The sequence below is a fragment of the Variovorax flavidus genome (assembly GCF_030317145.1).
Taxonomy (GTDB): domain Bacteria; phylum Pseudomonadota; class Gammaproteobacteria; order Burkholderiales; family Burkholderiaceae_C; genus Variovorax; species Variovorax flavidus.
This window is the reverse complement of the sequence record NZ_JASZYE010000003.1, coordinates 789,951-805,777: the sequence shown is the minus strand read 5'-3', so window position 1 is coordinate 805,777 and position 15,827 is coordinate 789,951. Positions and strand designations below refer to the sequence as shown.

At 64.6% G+C, this 15,827-nt stretch carries 13 protein-coding genes and 1 other RNA gene; 8 read left to right on the top strand and 6 right to left on the bottom strand.

The window, feature by feature from the left end; translation table 11 throughout:
* Positions 1-148: 148 nt before the first annotated feature.
* From QTH90_RS19040 to gyrA, 6 genes are read right to left on the bottom strand one after another with little or no spacing between them, the layout of a single operon-like run.
* Positions 149-2,143, bottom strand: a complete 1,995-nt coding sequence (locus QTH90_RS19040) for a bifunctional 3-phosphoshikimate 1-carboxyvinyltransferase/cytidylate kinase (RefSeq protein ID WP_286666119.1) — start codon at positions 2,141-2,143, stop codon at positions 149-151.
* A 1-nt stretch (position 2,144) separates the two neighbouring features.
* Positions 2,145-3,023 carry a prephenate dehydrogenase gene (locus QTH90_RS19035; RefSeq protein WP_286666118.1) on the bottom strand — a complete coding sequence of 293 codons (879 nt, stop codon included), beginning with the start codon at positions 3,021-3,023 and terminating at the stop codon, positions 2,145-2,147.
* 10 nt (positions 3,024-3,033) lie between these two features.
* Entirely contained in the window at positions 3,034-4,152 is a 1,119-nt protein-coding gene (gene pheA / locus QTH90_RS19030; protein WP_286666117.1) for a prephenate dehydratase, read from the bottom strand.
* A gap of 18 nt (positions 4,153-4,170) precedes the next feature.
* Entirely contained in the window at positions 4,171-5,238 is a 1,068-nt protein-coding gene (serC, locus tag QTH90_RS19025) for a 3-phosphoserine/phosphohydroxythreonine transaminase (protein ID WP_286666292.1), read from the bottom strand.
* A gap of 50 nt (positions 5,239-5,288) precedes the next feature.
* A complete protein-coding gene (locus tag QTH90_RS19020; RefSeq protein ID WP_286666116.1) occupies positions 5,289-5,867 on the bottom strand; it encodes a DUF2059 domain-containing protein in 579 nt (192 codons plus the stop codon).
* Positions 5,864-8,512: a DNA gyrase subunit A gene (gyrA, locus tag QTH90_RS19015; RefSeq protein ID WP_286666115.1), complete on the bottom strand. Its 2,649-nt coding sequence runs from the start codon at positions 8,510-8,512 to the stop codon at positions 5,864-5,866. Before gyrA ends, QTH90_RS19020 begins: the two co-directional genes overlap by 4 nt.
* 224 nt (positions 8,513-8,736) lie before the next feature.
* Between gyrA and ompA the strand changes: the two genes are divergently transcribed.
* The 8 genes from ompA (at position 8,737) to QTH90_RS18975 (ending at position 15,809) form a co-directional block, all read left to right on the top strand.
* The gene (gene ompA / locus QTH90_RS19010; protein ID WP_286666114.1) at positions 8,737-9,384 is read left to right on the top strand and encodes an outer membrane protein OmpA; all 648 of its coding nucleotides are present in this window, start codon (positions 8,737-8,739) and stop codon (positions 9,382-9,384) included.
* A gap of 115 nt (positions 9,385-9,499) precedes the next feature.
* Positions 9,500-10,219, top strand: coding sequence for a bifunctional 2-polyprenyl-6-hydroxyphenol methylase/3-demethylubiquinol 3-O-methyltransferase UbiG (gene ubiG / locus QTH90_RS19005; protein WP_286666291.1), 720 nt, complete (start codon positions 9,500-9,502; stop codon positions 10,217-10,219).
* Positions 10,216-10,887 (top strand): phosphoglycolate phosphatase, encoded by a 672-nt coding sequence (gene gph, locus QTH90_RS19000; RefSeq protein WP_286666113.1) that lies wholly within the window; start codon positions 10,216-10,218, stop codon positions 10,885-10,887. Before ubiG ends, gph begins: the two co-directional genes overlap by 4 nt.
* A gap of 12 nt (positions 10,888-10,899) precedes the next feature.
* Positions 10,900-11,287, top strand: a transfer-messenger RNA (tmRNA) gene (ssrA, locus tag QTH90_RS18995).
* 224 nt (positions 11,288-11,511) lie between these two features.
* Complete coding sequence (ggt, locus tag QTH90_RS18990) at positions 11,512-13,248, top strand: gamma-glutamyltransferase (RefSeq protein ID WP_286666112.1); 1,737 nt, start codon at positions 11,512-11,514, stop codon at positions 13,246-13,248.
* Positions 13,248-14,006, top strand: coding sequence for a pseudouridine synthase (locus QTH90_RS18985; RefSeq protein WP_286666111.1), 759 nt, complete (start codon positions 13,248-13,250; stop codon positions 14,004-14,006). Before ggt ends, QTH90_RS18985 begins: the two co-directional genes overlap by 1 nt.
* A gap of 32 nt (positions 14,007-14,038) precedes the next feature.
* Positions 14,039-15,025, top strand: a complete 987-nt coding sequence (locus QTH90_RS18980) for a YVTN family beta-propeller repeat protein (protein ID WP_444814736.1) — start codon at positions 14,039-14,041, stop codon at positions 15,023-15,025.
* Positions 15,012-15,809, top strand: a complete 798-nt coding sequence (locus QTH90_RS18975) for a polysaccharide deacetylase family protein (RefSeq protein ID WP_286666110.1) — start codon at positions 15,012-15,014, stop codon at positions 15,807-15,809. Before QTH90_RS18980 ends, QTH90_RS18975 begins: the two co-directional genes overlap by 14 nt.
* The last annotated feature ends 18 nt before the right edge of the window (positions 15,810-15,827 follow it).

Genomic DNA, 15,827 nt, shown 5'->3' with positions numbered 1-15,827 from the left:
TCCGTCACGCAGGGTTTGCAGCAGCACCATTGCGGCTGACTTGGATCTGGAGACGGCGGTTGTTTGGGCTTGGGGCCCGGTTGAGGTTGAACAACCAGCAGGCCGGTGCGCTGTCGCGCGGCGGGGACCTGCTGGACCGAAACGCCGATCAAGAAGACTTGAAAGGCTGTACTTGCTGCCACCAGTCCAGCACCTGTTCGACCGATTGCTCGACCGAAAGGAAGGAGTTGTCCAGGAGGCGGGCGTCAGGCGCCGGCTTGAGTGGCGCGACGCTGCGAGACGAATCCCTGAGGTCACGCGCTTCCAGGTCGGCGCGAAGGGTATCGATTGTAGTCGAAATACCCTTTGAAATCAACTGCTTATAGCGCCGCTCGGCCCGATGGGTGGCGCTCGCGGTGAGATAGACCTTGAGTCCAGCGTCGGGGAACACCACGGTGCCCATGTCCCGGCCGTCGGCCACCAGGCCGGGCAGGCGACGGAACCTCCTCTGCAGCGCCAGCAATGCGTTGCGCACGGAGGGCAGTGCCGATACGCGGGAGGCATCCATGCCGGCGGCCTCGGTGCGGATCGCGTCGCTCACGTCCTCGTCGGCCAGGAGGACGTTGCCTTCGCTGAAGCTCAAGGGCAGGTTGCGGGCAAGCTCGGCGATCCGGGCCTCGTGCTCGGCGATCGCATCCAGGCCGTTGCGGCGCATGGCGAGGCCCGTGACACGATAGAGGGAACCCGAGTCGAGGTAGTGGTAGCCGAGGCTCCGCGCCACTTCGACGGTGAGCGTGCCCTTGCCCGAGGCGGTCGGGCCGTCGATGCAGATCACCGGCACCTCGACGGCCTTGGCCACCGAGAACAGGGTTTCGAAGTACTCGGGGAAGGTCTTGGCGACACAGTGCGGGTCCAGGATCCGCACCGCCAGGCCGGCCGGATTGAACGCCGCCAGCGAAAAGCACATCGCCACGCGATGGTCGTCATAGGTGCGGATGCTCGCCGCGCGCCAATCTGCCGCGGCCAGCGGATGGACGCGGATGAAGTCCAGGCCGTCTTCGACCGTGGCGCCAAGCTTGCGCAGCTCGTTCGCCATGGCATCGATTCGATCCGTTTCCTTCACGCGCCAGCTCGCAATGTTTCGCAGGGTACTGGGGCCGTCGGCGTAAAGCGCCATCACGGCAAGCGTCATGGCCGCGTCCGGGATGTGGTTCGCGTCGATGTCGATCGATTTGAGCGGCCAGGTGCCGCGCGAGATCGCAAGCCAGTTCGGGCCGCTGTCGACGCGGGCGCCCATCTGGCGTGCGGCCTCGACGAAACGGATGTCGCCCTGGATCGATTCGGCGCCGACGCCTTCGATCCGGATCCCCGAGCCGTCGGCGATGGCGCCGAGCGCGATGAAGTAGCTCGCCGACGACGCGTCGGCCTCGACGTGGATTTCCCCGGGCGAACGGTACTCGCTACCCGCCGGAATCGTGAATCGCTGCCACCCATCGCGCTTCACGGCGATGCCGAAGCGCGCGAGCAGGTTGAGCGTGATCTCGATGTACGGCTTGGAAATGAGCTCGCCGACCACGTCGATCACGATGTCCCGGCGCGCCGCCAGCGGAAGGGCCAGGAGCAGGGCGGTCAGGAACTGGCTGGAGACGTCGCCGCGAACGCGGATCGGCGCGTCGAGCTGGAGCGAATCGGGCCCGACAGGGTGAATCCGCAGCGGTGGATAGCCTGGGTTGCCAAGGTAATCGATGTGGCAGCCAAGCTGTGTCAGCGCATCGACGAGGTCGCCGATCGGACGCTCGTGCATGCGAGGCACGCCGCGCAACTCGAATTCGCCGCCCAGGAGTGCCAGTACAGCGGTGAGCGGGCGCATCGCCGTGCCGGCGTTGCCTAGGAACAGCGAGGCTTCCGGTGTCCGGAGCTTGCCGCCGAGTCCTTCGACGCGGAGGGTGGTGCCGGACTGGTCGATGCCGCAGCCGAGCGCGGCGAGCGCGTCCAGCATGACGCGCGTGTCTTCCGAGTCGAGCAGGTCGTGCACCGTCGTCGTGCCGCTGGCGAGCGCTGCCAGCAGCAGCACCCGGTTGGAGATGCTCTTGGAGCCCGGCAGGCGGACGGTGCCGGCCGCCGATGCGAGCGGCGGAATATCGAGGAAAGGGGTCGAGAACATGTCAGTCGGGCGAAGCCGCCACGCCGGGCTGCCATTGCGTGCGAGTCCGGCTCGCCGCGGCGATGGCGTCTTCGAGCGCCTGCGCGTTTCCCGAGGCCACCATGGCTTCGAGCTGCGTCAAGGCGTCACGAAACGCCTGCGACTGAAGCAGCACCTGTTCGCGATTGGCGAGCAGGATGTCGCGCCACACCGCAGGCTCGCTGGCCGCGATGCGCGTGAAATCGCGAAAGCCGGGGCCGGCCAGCTCCAGGAAGCGTTCGCCCTGGGGGTGGGCGGCAATGGCGTTGGTGAAAGCGAAGGCGAGCAGATGGGGCAGGTGGCTGACAGCGGCGAAGGCGCTGTCGTGTGCCTCGTGCGTCATCGTCACGACCTTGGCACCGATGCCGGTCCAGACCTGCGTGGCCCGCTGGACGTTGGAGCGCAGCGTGGCCTTGATCGGCGTGAGCACTACCTGGCGCCCCGAGTACAGGTTGACGTCGGCATGCTCGACGCCAGCGACTTCCTTGCCGGCGATGGGATGCGCAGGCACGAACGCGCCGAGCTGATCCTGCAGTCCGCGGCGCGCCGCCTCGATCACGTCGCCCTTGGTCGATCCCACGTCCATGACCAGCATCTGCTCGGTGATGCCGTGGCGGATTGCCTTGAATGTCTGTTCGGAGGCGCCGACCGGCACGGCGATCAGGACCAGATCGGCCCCCGACACCGCGAGCAAGGCCGATGGTGCCGCCACGTCGATCACGCCCAATTGCTTGGCGCGCTCGGTGGTGGAGGGCGACTTGCTGTAGCCGACCACGCGCTTGACCAGACGGGCGCGCTTGAGCGCCAGGGCGAACGACCCGCCCATCAATCCGCAGCCGATCAGACCCAACTGTTCAAACATCGTCGGGGCCTCAGGCGGTGACGGGGTAGGCGCCGATGACCTTGTAGAACGCGCACAGCTTGCGCAGTTCGGCCAGTGCGGCGGCCACGTTGGGCTGCGAGGGATGCCCGTCGAGGTCGATGTAGAAGTAGTACTCCCACTGGCCGGTGCGCGCGGGGCGCGACTCGAAGCGGGTCATCGAGACGTTGTTGTTCTTCAGCGGAACGAGCAGGTCGTGGACCGCGCCGGGGCGGTTCGGCACCGATACGACGAGGCTCGTACAGTCCTTGCCCGACGAGGGCGGCATGGCGAGGGTCTGCGGCAGGCAGATGACGGCAAAGCGCGTGCGGTTGTACGAATCGTCCTGGATCGCATGCGCAACGATATGCAGCCCGAACCGGGTGGCGGCGCGCTCGCTCGCGAGTGCGGCCCAGGCCGGATTGCCGGCCGCGAGACGCGCGCCTTCGGCATTGCTGGAGACTGCACGCCGCTCTGCGTTCGGGAGGTGCTTGGAAAGCCAGGTCTGGCACTGGGCCAGTGCTTGCGGATGCGCCAGCACTGCCTCGATGCCTCCGAGTTCGTTGGTGGTACGCAGCAGATGGTGCCGTACCAGCAAGCTGACTTCGCCGACGACGTGGGTGGGCGAGTGGAGGAACAGGTCGAGTGAACGGGTGACGACGCCCTCGGTGGAGTTCTCGACACCGACGACACCGTACTGGGCGCTGCCTGCTGCGGTGGCGTGAAAGACCTCGTCGAAGTTCGCGCAATAGATCAGGTCGGCGGCGCCACCGAAGTATTCAACGGCCGCCTGTTCGCAGAACGTGCCTTCGGGGCCTAGTACGGCCACCCGCTGGGGTGACTCGAGGGCGAGGCAGGCCGACATGATCTCGCGCCAGATGGCTGCGACGTGCACGTCCTTGAGCGGGCCGCCGTTGCTCTGCTGCATCTTCTCGATGACCTGCGCGACGCGATCGGGGCGGAAGAAGGGCGTGCCCTCGCGCTTCTTGACCTCGCCGACCTGCTCGGCGACATGCGCGCGCCGGTTCAGGAGGTCGAGAAGCTGCTGGTCGAGCGAGTCGATCTGCACGCGCAGATCGGCAAGGCTGGAGGAGTTGTCAGGGGTGGAAGGCTGTGGAGCGGGTGCGGTCATCGTTGAGGTGCGCAGCGTCTAGGCATGCGACCGCTCGAATTCTCGCATGTAGGACACGAGCGCCTGCACCCCGGCCAGCGGCATGGCGTTGTAAATGCTGGCACGCATGCCGCCGACGGACTTGTGGCCCTTGAGCTGGAGCAGGCCTGCTTCGCGCGCGCCTGCGAGAAACGCGTCGTTGCGGCTTTCGTCGCGCAGGAAGAAGGGCACGTTCATGCGCGAGCGGCAGGCGGCGTCGACCTTGTTGTCATAGAAGGCGGAGCCGTCAATGAAGTCGTACAGGAGGCGCGCCTTGGCAATGTTGCGTGCTTCCATGGCGGCGACGCCTGTGAGCGCACCCTCGGTCTGCTGCCGCAGCCACTGGAAGGTCAGCCCGGCGATGTAGATGCCCCAGGTGGGGGGCGTGTTGTACATCGACTGGTTGTCGGCGACCGTCTTGTAGTTGAAGGCGCTGGGGCAGATCTCGAGCGCGTGGCCGAGCAGGTCGTCCCGCACGATCACGATCGTGAGGCCAGCTGGCCCGAGGTTCTTCTGGGCTCCCCCGAAGGCGAGGCCGACGCGGCGCCAATCGACCGGCCGCGATGCCACGTGGGACGAGAAGTCCATCACCAGCGGAGCCTTGCTGCCGAGGGCCGCGAGGTCGGGCACTTCCTGGAATTCGACGCCGTTGATGGTCTCGTTGCTGCAGATGTGCACGTATGACGCGTCGCCCGACAGCTGCCATGTCGACGGGTCAGGCAGGCGCGTGTGCTGGTCCGCCGCATTGGTGGCGGCGATGTTGACCTTGCAGTAGCGCTGCGCTTCTTTCTGGGACTTGGCGCTCCAGCTGCCCGTGACCACGAAATCCGCGCTGGTACCGCGCGAAAGATTCATCGGCACGATTGCGTTTTCGCCCAGCCCGCCCCCTTGCATGAAGAGGATGTGGAACTGTTCCGGCACCGCGAGGAGCTCGCGGATGTCGGCTTCGGCCTGCCTGCAGATCGCGCCGAACTCCTTGCCGCGATGGCTCATCTCCATCACGCTCATGCCGCTGCCTTCCCAGTCCAGCATCTCGGCGGCGGCGCGTTGCAGCACCGCCTCCGGCATGGCGGCCGGACCGGCGGAGAAGTTGTACGGGCGCGGACCCGCTGGCTGCGTCACTTCTTGGCGGGCGCCTTGGCGGGCGCTGCCTTGGCTCCTGCTGCTCCACCCGTCGGGGCGCCCAGCGCCTTGGCGACGTTGCTGTCGAGCGCGACCATCTTGGGTTCGATCGAGGCGCGCGTTTCGGCAACCAGCTTTTCCGTCAGCGCGGTCTGCAGCTTGGGATTCATCTCCTGGTACTTCTTGCTCAGCGGCGAGTTGATCCACGCCAGCAGCTGGCGCATTTCTTCTTCGCTGAAGTTTTGTTCCATGATGGGCGTCAAGGCGCCCGGTGCGAGTTGCACGGCCTTGTCGCGCACGATGGGGTAGGCCTCATCGAAGTACTTCTTGAGTTCGGCGTCGGCTGCCTTGGCTGCGGCTTCGCGCTTTTCGGCGGGCACCTGCGTTTGCAGGTACTGCGAGCCAGCCTGGGCGATCGGAGCGCTCGACTGCTCGACCAGACCGCGCGCCAGCGATTCGATGCCGGGCTTCTGCAGATCGATGAACTGCTTGATGAGTGCGGACTTGTCCTGGGCCATGGCCAGCGTGCTGCCGGCAAGCGCGACCGTCAGGAGCGCGAGTTTGATTTTTTTCACTGGGGATTCTCCGTTGAAGATGAGGAAGAAGTGTCGTCGGCGCCGGGTTCAGTCTCGACATTCGCGTCGTTCTCGACGATACGCTGCAGCCCGCTGAGCTTGGCACCTTCGTCGAGCCCGATCAGCGTGACGCCCTGCGTCGCGCGACCGAGTTCGCGAATTTCGGCGACCCGGGTGCGCACGAGCACACCCTTGTCGGTGATGAGCATGATCTCGTCTTCGGCGTGCACGAGAGTCGCGGCCACCACCTTGCCGTTACGTTCACTCTGTTGAATAGCGATCATGCCCTTGGTTCCCCGGCCATGACGCGTGTACTCGGTAATGCTTGTTCTTTTTCCGTAACCGTTTTCCGTGGCGGTCAGGACGCTCTGCTCCTCGTCCTCGGCGACGAGCATGGCGATCACGCCCTGGCCGTCCTCGAGCGTCATGCCGCGCACGCCGCGGGCGTTGCGGCCCATGGGGCGTACGTCGTTTTCGTCGAAGCGGACTGCCTTGCCGCCGTCGGAGAACAGCATCACGTCATGCGCGCCGTCTGTCAGCGCGGCGCCGATCAGGTAGTCGCCCGGATCGAGATCGACGGCGATGATGCCGGCCTTGCGAGGGTTGCTGAACTCGTCGAGGGCGGTCTTCTTGACCGTGCCCATCGAGGTGGCCATGAACACGTACTGGTTGGCGGGGAAGGTCCGTTTCTCGCCGGTCAGCGCCAGCACGACGTTGATCTTCTCGCCCTCCTGGAGCGGGAACATGTTGACGATCGGTCGGCCACGGGAACCACGTGAGCCCGCAGGCACTTCCCAGACCTTGAGCCAGTAAAGTCGGCCGCGATTCGAGAAGCAGAGGATGTAGTCGTGCGTGTTCGCGATGAAGAGCTGGTCGATCCAGTCGTCTTCTTTGGTCGCGGTGGCCTGCTTGCCGCGTCCGCCGCGCTTCTGGGCCCGGTATTCGCCGAGCGGCTGGCTCTTGATGTAGCCGCTGTGGGACAGCGTCACGACCATGTCGGTCGGCGTGATCAGGTCTTCCGTCGAGAGGTCGAAGGCGCTGTGCTCGACCTGGCTGCGGCGCACGCCGAGCTTGGTCTGGCCGAACTCCTGCTTGATGGTGGTGAGTTCGTCGCCGATGATCACCGAGACGCGTTCGGGCTTGGCCAGGATGTCGAGCAGGTCGTCGATCTCGGCCATCACTTCCTTGTACTCGGCGACGATCTTGTCCTGCTCCAGGCCGGTCAAGCGCTGCAGACGCATCTGCAGGATTTCCTGGGCTTGCGTGTCGGACAGCTTGTAGAGGCCATTCGCGCTCATTCCGAACTCGCGCTCGAGACCGTCCGGGCGGTAGTCGTCCGCGTTGATCACACCACCGTCGGCGCGCGTGCGGGTGAGCATCTCGCGCACCAGCTTGCTGTCCCAGGCGCGGCTCATCAGTTCGGCCTTGGCAACGGGCGGCGTCGGCGCGTTGCGGATGATCGCGATGAACTCGTCAATGTTGGCGAGGGCGACGGCCAGGCCTTCCAGCACGTGGCCGCGCTCGCGGGCCTTGCGCAGGTTGAACACCGTGCGGCGGGTCACGACCTCGCGACGGTGCTGCAGGAAGACCTCGATCAGGTCCTTGAGGTTGCACAGCTTCGGCTGGCCGTCCACGAGGGCCACCATGTTGATGCCGAAGGTATCCTGCAGTTGCGTCTGCTTGTAGAGGTTGTTGAGGACGACCTCGGGTACTTCGCCGCGCTTGAGTTCGATCACCAGGCGCATGCCCGATTTGTCCGACTCGTCCTGGATGTGGCTGATGCCTTCTATCTTCTTCTCGTGCACCAGTTCGGCCATGCGCTCCTGCAGGGTCTTCTTGTTGACCTGATAGGGGAGCTCGTCGACGATGATCGCCTGGCGCTGGCCGCGGTCGATGTCCTCGAAGTGGCACTTGGCGCGCATCACGACCTTGCCGCGGCCGGTGCGGTAGCCGTCCTTGATGCCGTTGATGCCGTAGATGATCCCGGCGGTGGGGAAATCGGGCGCCGGCACGATCTCCATCAGGTCGTCGATGCTGGCTTCCGGATGGCGCAGGAGGTGCAGGCAGGCGTCGACGACTTCGTTCAGGTTGTGCGGCGGAATATTGGTCGCCATGCCCACCGCGATACCGCCGGCGCCATTGACCAGCAGATTCGGCAGTTTGCTTGGCAATACCAATGGCTCTTTTTCGGAGCCGTCGTAATTCGGACCGAAATCGACAGTTTCCTTGTCAATATCGGCCAGCATTTCATGGGCAATTTTGGCAAGCCGAATCTCGGTATAGCGCATCGCTGCTGCCATATCGCCATCGACCGAGCCGAAATTGCCCTGGCCGTCCACCAGCATGTGGCGCATGGAGAAGTTCTGCGCCATCCGCACGATCGTGTCGTAGACCGACTGGTCGCCGTGAGGGTGGTACTTGCCGATGACGTCGCCAACGATACGGGCCGACTTCTTGTAGGGCCGGTTCCAGTCGTTGTTGAGTTCGTGCATCGCATACAACACGCGCCGGTGCACCGGTTTGAGGCCGTCCCGGGCGTCCGGGAGGGCGCGTCCCACGATCACGCTCATGGCGTAATCGAGATAGCTGCGACGCATTTCCTCTTCGAGGCTGATGGGGAGAGTTTCTTTGGCGAACGAGGTCATGGGCGGCGGGCAGACGGCAAGGAGGCGAAATTTTACGCTGCCGGGGGTGTCGCACCGCCGCAACACAAGGCCGGTATTCCGCCTCCGTCCTACGCTTCCGGGGCGTCCGCCGGGCTGTTTGCCAAAGACCCTATGGCACAATCGCCTCAACGTTTTGGGTGGTGGTCACTTAAAGCGTCCTTGATTCGCAGCGCGGCTGCGGCTTTTTCCCCAAGAGGAGAACCATGAAGAAACTGAATAAAGTGGCGATGATGTTTGCAGTCGCTGCGCTCGCCACTGCCGCCGGCGCGCAGAACCGTGTCACCGCAGCGGATGGTGGTCCGGTGATCGACAACTGGCAAAACGGCACCGGCGAACTGGTTTGGAAAAATGGCACCAACGAACTCTGCTGGCGCGATGCCAACTGGACGCCCGCAACGGCCGCCGCTGGTTGCGACGGCGCGCTGGTTCCCCCGCCCCCGCCCGTAGCAGCGGCTCCGACCCCGCCGGCACCTGTGCCTCCGGCTGTCGCCGCTTCGAAGGTTACCTTCGCAGCTGACGCATTCTTCGACTTCGACAAGTACGTCCTCAAGCCCGAAGGCCGTGCCAAGCTTGACGACCTGGTCTCGAAGATCAAGGACGTGAACCTTGAAGTGATCATCGCTGTCGGCCACACCGACTCGATCGGTACTGTTGCCTACAACCAGAAGCTGTCGGTCCGCCGCGCTGAAGCCGTCAAGGCCTACCTGGTCTCGAAGGGCATCGAAAAGAACCGCGTCTACACCGAAGGCAAGGGCAAGAGCCAGCCTGTGGCTGACAACCGCACTGCCGAAGGCCGCGCCAAGAACCGCCGCGTGGAAATCGAAGTGGTCGGTACCCGCCCCAACAAGTGATTCTCCGGAATCCCTAATGAAACCCCGCCTCGGCGGGGTTTTTTTATGGCTGATCCGGACGCCGGCAATGACTTGCCGGCGTGTGCCGGCAATTCCATCCATTCATAATCGCTGGATGACCGAAACCGTGAATGCCGATCCCGCAGAGCTCGCCAAATTTTCCGAGCTGGCGCACCGTTGGTGGGATCTTGAAAGTGAATTCCGTCCGCTGCATGAAATTAATCCGCTGCGCCTGGAGTGGATCGACGGCATCGCGCCGATCGCGGGCCTCAAGGTGCTCGACGTCGGCTGCGGCGGCGGGATTCTTGCCGATTCCATGGCGCGCAAGGGTGCCGAGGTGCTGGGCATCGACCTGGCCGACAAGGCTCTCAAGGTGGCGCAGCTGCATGCGCTGGAAGCCGGGACCAGGGGTGTGAAATATCGATCGGTCAGCGTCGAGTCCCTAGCGGCTGAACAGCCCGAAAGCTTCGATGTGGTCACCTGCATGGAAATGCTCGAACACGTACCACAACCGGCGTCGGTCGTGAAGGCCTGCGCCGATCTCGTCAAGCCGGGCGGATGGGTATTCTTCTCCACCATCCACCGGAATCTCAAGTCATTCCTCTTCGCGATCGTGGGTGCGGAGTACGTGCTGGGGATGCTGCCGCGCGGTACGCACGAGTACCAGAAGCTGATCCGTCCCAGCGAGCTCGCCGCCCACTGCCGAGCCGCCCACCTCGACCTGCGCCATACGCGCGGCATGGAGCACAACCCCGTGACGCGGCGCTACTGGCTCAGCGACGACACCAGCGTGAACTACATGTTTGCGACCCAGAAGCCGGCGGTGCGTCAGTGAGGGGGGGCAACGAAACACAAGCCGTCCTTTTCGACCTCGACGGCACTTTGATCGACAGCGCCCCGGACCTTGGCGCCGCAGCCGACCAGATGCGCACGGGCCGGGGGCTTGCTTCGATCCCGCTGGAGCGCTATCGCCCGATGGCCGGTGCCGGCGCACGCGGCATGCTGGGCGTGGCGTTCGGCATCACGCCGGATTCGCCCGAATTTCCGGCGCTCCGCGAAGAGTTCTTCCTCAACTACGAGGCTCGGATGCTTCGCAACACGCAGGTCTTCGAGGGCGTGGCCGAACTGGTCGAGGCGCTCCGAGCGCGTGGCTTGCGATGGGGAGTGGTCACCAACAAGTCGGTTCGATTCACGGGCCCCCTCACGCGTTCGATCCCCCTGTTTGACACGGCCCGAGCCATCGTCAGCGGTGACACGACGCCTTACGCCAAACCCCATCCGGAGCCCTTGTTCGAAGCGGCGCGCCAGCTCGGCGTGCCGCCGACCTCCTGTGTCTATGTCGGCGATGACGAGCGAGACATCATGGCCGGCCGTGCCGCTGGCATGCGAACCGTGGCCGCAACCTACGGCTATATGGGCGAACAGGCGGAAGTGGCGCGGTGGGACGCAGACGCCGCCATTTCTTCGCCCCTCGAGCTCTTGCAGTTGCTCAAACAGGCCTAAAATGAATCGCTTGGGGCTGCACTGGTTTCGACGCGGGTTCGGAATCGCAGCGGGGCATGTCGAGCTGAATGCGCTCGTAAAACAGATTCAAACAAACTAACTGCAAACGACGAACGTTTCGCACTCGCCGCTTAATTGCCGGTGAGCTTTGCAACAGCATGCCGATGGGCTGGGCAAGGGGGCGCTAGAGCAATCTGACGCCTCCCGGCTGCAAAGATAATCTACATGGGCTGGCTCCGATCCGGGTACCTTGGGTCGGGACGAGAAAATAGGGTACTGGCGGCCGGTGTAGCGTGCGACTGCGCGACACCGGTGGCGAGACCTAAATCAGACCGCTAAACATGTAGATCTGCGCGAAGAAGGCTTGCGGACGGGGGTTCAAATCCCCCCAGCTCCACCACACACGACAACCGGCACCGACGAAGAGCTCGGCGCCGGGCTCACCCCCGGAACCTCTCCCTTCCTCGCGTTTGCGGTGCCGATCGCCGTCGCCAGAGCGCCCGAGATCCTTCACTCCGCGGGTATTGCACGGGCCGTGTCGCACGACATGGCCATGCTCTCTTTCGCCCTGCATGCGCGAGCTATAGTCCCCGACGTCGCTGCGGCATACATGGGACACGAAACATGAAAAATCTGGAATGGACAGTGGCGCTTCGCACTTCCGTCGCACTCACGCTTGCGTTGGCCGGAGCCGCGCAACTTCACGCGGCTTCGGTGGCGCCGGTCGCAGCCGAAAACGGGATGGTCGTCAGCGCCCAGCATCTCGCCACCAAGGTCGGTGTCGACGTGCTCAAGCGGGGCGGCAACGCGATCGACTCTGCGGTCGCGGTCGGTTACGCGTTGGCGGTGGTCTATCCCGCGGCGGGCAACCTTGGCGGCGGTGGGTTCATGACCGTGCAATTGGCCGATGGACGGAAGACCTTCCTGGATTTCCGTGAGAAGGCGCCACTGGCAGCGACTGCCAACATGTACCTTGACAAGGATGGCAATGTCATCAAGGGCCTGAGCACCAACGGCCACTTGGCTGTCGGCGTACCGGGCACCGTTTCCGGGCTCGAACTGGCCCGCGAGAAGTACGGCACGATGAAGCGCGCCGCCCTGATTGCCCCCTCGATCGCACTGGCCGAGCGCGGTTTTGTCCTGCAGCAGGGCGACATCGACATGCTGACCACCGCCACGTCCGACTTCAAGAAGGATCCCGTCTCTGGCGCGATCTTCCTGAACAAGGGCGAACCGTTCGCGGTCGGCCAGAAGTTGGTCCAGAAGGACCTGGCCAGGACGCTCAGGGCCATCAGCCGCAACGGTACCGACGGCTTCTACACGGGCCCCGTGGGTGCCGCGATCGTGGCATCCAGCCAGGCCGGCAAGGGGCTCATCACGCAGGCCGACCTCGACCAGTACCAGACGCGCGAGCTACCGCCGGTCGAGTGCGATTACCGGGGCTATCACGTGGTCTCGGCGCCGCCGCCGAGTTCGGGTGGCGTGGTGATCTGCGAGATGCTGAACATCCTCGAGGGCTATCCGCTCAAGGACCTCGGCTTCCGCTCGGCTCAGGCCGTGCACTACCAGATCGAGGCCATGCGCCACGCGTACGTCGATCGCAACAGCTACCTTGGCGATCCCGACTTCGTGAAGAATCCGCTCGACCGGCTGCTCGATAAGGGCTATGCCGCAAAAATCCGTGGCGTGATCGACCCGGCGAAGGCGGGCGTCTCCAAGGACATCAAGCCCGGCGTCGCCCCGCACGAGGGCAGCAACACCACGCACTATTCCATCGTCGACCAGTGGGGCAATGCGGTCTCGGTGACCTACACGCTCAATGACTGGTTCGGCGCCAAGGTGACGGCCGCCAAGACCGGCGTGCTGCTCAACAACGAGATGGACGATTTCACCTCGAAGGTCGGCGTGCCCAACATGTATGGCCTCGTGCAGGGCGAAGCCAATGCCATCGCGCCGGGCAAGCGTCCGCTGAGTTCGATGAGTCCGACCGTCATGACCAAGGATGGCAAGCCGGTCTTCGTGGTCGGTACACCGGGCGGCAGCCGCATCATCACGGTCGTGCTCCACTCGATCCTCAATGTGGTCGACTATGGAATGAACGTGCAGGAGGCGGTCGACGCACCGCGCTTCCACCAGCAATGGCTGCCGGACGTGACCAACGTGGAGACCTTCGCGCTCTCGCCGGACACTCGCAAGATCCTGGCGGACATGGGCCACAACCTGGGGGTGCCGCAGCCCGCCAACCATGTGGCGGCGATCATCGTCGGCGCACCGTCGCTCGGTGGCAAGCCGGTGGGCGCCAACCGCTTCTATGGCGCCAACGATCCGCGCCGCAACACCGGACTGGCGCTCGGCTACTGATGCGCATAGAGGAAATTCTCTACACGCAGGGTTTCGGCACACGCCGAGTCTGCGCCGGGCTGGTCCAGCAGGGCTTCGTGACCATCGCGGGCTCTCCGGTGGACGATCCGGGCGCGGATATCGAGACCGAAGGTCTTCGCTTCACCGTGCAGGGCACCGAGTGGGAGTACCACGAGAAAGCGTACCTGATGCTGCACAAGCCGGCAGGGACGGAGTGCTCCCAGAAGCCGTCAACCTATCCCAGCATCTACACCTTGCTGCCGTCGCCTTTGCGCTTGCGGCCGAACAAAGGCGCGGTGCAGGGCGTGCAGGCGATCGGCCGGCTCGACCAGGACACCACAGGCTTGCTGCTGTTGACCGACGACGGCCAGTTCATTCACCGGATGGGTTCGCCGAAGCACCATGTTCCGAAGGTCTACGAGGTCACGACCAAGCATCCGGTCGATGACGCGCAGGTGGCGCGCCTGCTCGCCGGTGTGGTCCTGGACGACGACCCGAAGCCGGTCCGCGCGGCCGCGTGCGAGCTGGCCGGGCCATTGCATCTGAGCCTCACTCTCACAGAGGGGAAGTACCACCAGGTCAAGCGCATGCTGGCGGCTGTCGGCAACCGGGTCGAGGCCTTGCACCGATCGCGCATCGGCATCCTTGCCTTGCCCGACGACCTGGCGCCCGGTCAGTGGCGCTGGCTGCGACCGGAGGAGGTCGACGCCCTGCGAAACGCTCGTGGCAGTCAGCTTCCTGTGACAGTCGCTCGTTAGAATCCAAAGTGGTCTTCTGCCGGAAACGTCCCTTGCGCTCCAATTCATTCCTGACGGGCCGTCTAGCGGCCTTTTTGTTTGCCTGCGCGGTGCTGCCGTCGCAAGCCGCCGAACCCCCTCCCATCTTCGTGCTCAATTCGCTCGACGCGACGGTGAGCGTGATCGATCCGGGCAATTGGGCCGAGAAGCAGCGCATTCCGACCGGCAAGGAGCCGCACCACCTCTACCTCGCGCCCGATCAGAGTTCGTTGATCGTCGCCAACTCGGCTGGTGATTCGCTGACCTTCCTGAACCCCCGCACGGCCGAAGTCCAGCGCGTGGTCTACGGGATCATCGACCCGTATCACCTGCGCTTCTCGCCGGACATGAAGTGGTTCGTCACGGCGGCCAACCGCTTGAACCATGTCGACATCTACCGATGGGATGGCAAGGAGCCCAAGCTCGTCAAGCGCATTCCCACCGGCAAGACCCCGAGCCATATCTGGATCGACGGCAAGAGCACGACGGCCTACGTCACCATGCAGGACAGCGACGAGTTGATCGCCGTGGACCTTGCCACGCAAACCATCCGCTGGCGTACGCCCACCGGCCCGATGCCGGCTGACATCTTCGGCATCCACGACGGCAAGACGCTGCTGGTCGGCCTGACGGGCAGCGATGGCGTGCAGGTGTTCGACGTGGCGGGTGCCCAGCCCAAACTGGTCGGCAAGCTCCTGACCGGCAAGGGAGCCCACGCATTCCGTTCGGCAGGCGACGGCCGCAGCGTGTTCGTCAGCAATCGCGTGGCCAACACGATCAGCCGCATCGACATCCAGACGCTCACAGTCACCGACACCTATCCGGTGCCGGGTGGGCCCGATTGCATGGATGTCTCGGCCGACGGCAAGACGCTCTTCGTCACCTCGCGCTGGGCCAAGAAGCTCAGCGTGGTCGACCTTGCCAGCCGCAAGGTGGTGCGACAGGTTAACGTGGGCCGTTCGCCGCATGGTGTCTGGACCCTTGACCATGCCAAGATCTGAGTTCGGGGCCGCGTTGCTCCTGGTGGCGGCTTCGGTCGTCTCCACCGGCGCGGTCGCCCAAGGCACCTGCAGCAAGCCGGTGTATCTGACCTTCGACACCGGCCACATGGGTGTTGCGCCCCTGGTGGCCGAAGTGCTGAAGCGGCAGGACGTCCGCGTCACTTTCTTTGCCGCGGCAGAGCGCACCCAGACCGACGGCGACAGCCTCGACAACCACTGGGCGCCATGGTGGAAGGCGAGGGCGGCTGAAGGGCATGAGTTCGCGTCCCATACATACGACCATGCCTATTGGCGCGGCGATCTGCCGAGCGTCGAGCCGCGCTTTCGCATCAAGCCGACGGCAGGTGCTTTCGCGGGACGTGAGTTCACCTGGGACGCCAAGCAGTACTGCGCCAACGTGGCCAAGGCTTCCGAGCGCCTGCAGGACATCACCGGCAAGAAGCCGCTTCCGCTGTTCCGGGCACCGGGCGGCAAGACTTCGCCCAAACTGCTGGCGGCCGCCAAGGCCTGCGGCTTCGAGCACGTCGGCTGGGCGCCTGCAGGCTTCCTCGGCGACGAGTTGCCCAGCGAGAAGTTCAGCAACGAGAAGCTGCTGCAACAGGCGCTCGACAAGATCGAGCCGGGCGACATCCTGCTGGCGCACCTGGGCATCTGGTCGCGCAAGGATCCATGGGCGCCTGCCGATCTCGAACCGCTGATCGTCGGGCTCAAGGCCAAGGGCTTCTGCTTCGAGACGCTGCGCCAGCATCCGGCCTACCGCAGTTGGATCTCGGCGCATCCCTGAACCTTTCCGCAACGGCCG

What these genes read in the sequence shown, in the direction of transcription:
- QTH90_RS19040 (WP_286666119.1), bottom strand. Translation starts at nt 2,143, where the DNA reads ATGTTCTCGACCCCTTTCCTCGATATTCCGCCGCTCGCATCGGCGGCC.
- QTH90_RS19035 (WP_286666118.1), bottom strand. Translation starts at nt 3,023, where the DNA reads ATGTTTGAACAGTTGGGTCTGATCGGCTGCGGATTGATGGGCGGGTCG.
- pheA (WP_286666117.1), bottom strand. Translation starts at nt 4,152, where the DNA reads ATGACCGCACCCGCTCCACAGCCTTCCACCCCTGACAACTCCTCCAGC.
- serC (WP_286666292.1), bottom strand. Translation starts at nt 5,238, where the DNA reads ATGCCGGAGGCGGTGCTGCAACGCGCCGCCGCCGAGATGCTGGACTGG.
- gyrA (WP_286666115.1), bottom strand. Translation starts at nt 8,512, where the DNA reads ATGACCTCGTTCGCCAAAGAAACTCTCCCCATCAGCCTCGAAGAGGAA.
- ompA (WP_286666114.1), top strand. Translation starts at nt 8,737, where the DNA reads ATGAAGAAACTGAATAAAGTGGCGATGATGTTTGCAGTCGCTGCGCTC.
- ubiG (WP_286666291.1), top strand. Translation starts at nt 9,500, where the DNA reads ATGACCGAAACCGTGAATGCCGATCCCGCAGAGCTCGCCAAATTTTCC.
- ggt (WP_286666112.1), top strand. Translation starts at nt 11,512, where the DNA reads ATGAAAAATCTGGAATGGACAGTGGCGCTTCGCACTTCCGTCGCACTC.
- QTH90_RS18985 (WP_286666111.1), top strand. Translation starts at nt 13,248, where the DNA reads ATGCGCATAGAGGAAATTCTCTACACGCAGGGTTTCGGCACACGCCGA.
- QTH90_RS18975 (WP_286666110.1), top strand. Translation starts at nt 15,012, where the DNA reads ATGCCAAGATCTGAGTTCGGGGCCGCGTTGCTCCTGGTGGCGGCTTCG.